Source organism: Yinghuangia sp. YIM S10712 (assembly GCF_051388935.1).
Taxonomy (GTDB): Bacteria; Actinomycetota; Actinomycetes; order Streptomycetales; family Streptomycetaceae; genus Yinghuangia.
In genome coordinates this window covers 240376-240979 of sequence record NZ_JBPKBI010000007.1, presented here as the reverse complement: position 1 = coordinate 240979, position 604 = coordinate 240376, and the positions used below count along the sequence as shown (strand labels likewise).

Here is a 604-nt window from a genome sequence, read left to right as displayed (position 1 = left end):
CCCCCCCCCCCCACGGCCGGCCCGGTGAGCAGGACGTCCCCGAGTGCGTCGAGGCGTACGGCGAGTACGTGGGGGCCTGTCACCGCAGCCCCCGCAAAACCATGCGCGCGGCGGCCGGCAAATCCGCCGCGAGCCGCGCACCGACGGTTTCCTGACGCCGCGTCACCTCGGTCGGCACGAGGATGCTGCGGGCCCCTGCCGCGCGAGCCGCCTCGACGTCCGCGCCGATGTCGCCGATCACCACGCACTCGTCGGGACGTACGCCGAGCCGCCGCGCCGCGCCCTCGATCAGCCCGGGGCGCGGCTTGCGGCACGCGCAGTCCTCGTCGGGAGCGTGGGTGCACACCTCCCACGCCTCGAACGGCCCGAAGATCTCGTCGACGCGGGCGTTGACCCGCGCCAGCGCCTCGGGAGCGACCAGCCCTCGCGCGACGCCGGACTGGTTGCTGACCACAGCCGTACGCAGCCCGGCCGCCCGCAGCGCCCACACCGCCTCGACCGCACCGGGCATCGCCTCGACCTTGGCCGGCTCGTCGTTGTACGGCACGTCGCGCACGAGCGTGCCGTCGCGGTCGAACAACACCGCGCGCGGCATCGGACCGAC

The 604-nt window shown here is 75.3% G+C and carries 1 protein-coding gene; it reads right to left on the bottom strand.

Annotated elements, in window-relative coordinates:
- Positions 1-79: 79 nt before the first annotated feature.
- Positions 80-604 (bottom strand): D-glycero-alpha-D-manno-heptose-1,7-bisphosphate 7-phosphatase (locus ACRX5W_RS17595; RefSeq protein ID WP_436789115.1); only part of this gene is annotated, 525 nt, incomplete at its 5' end.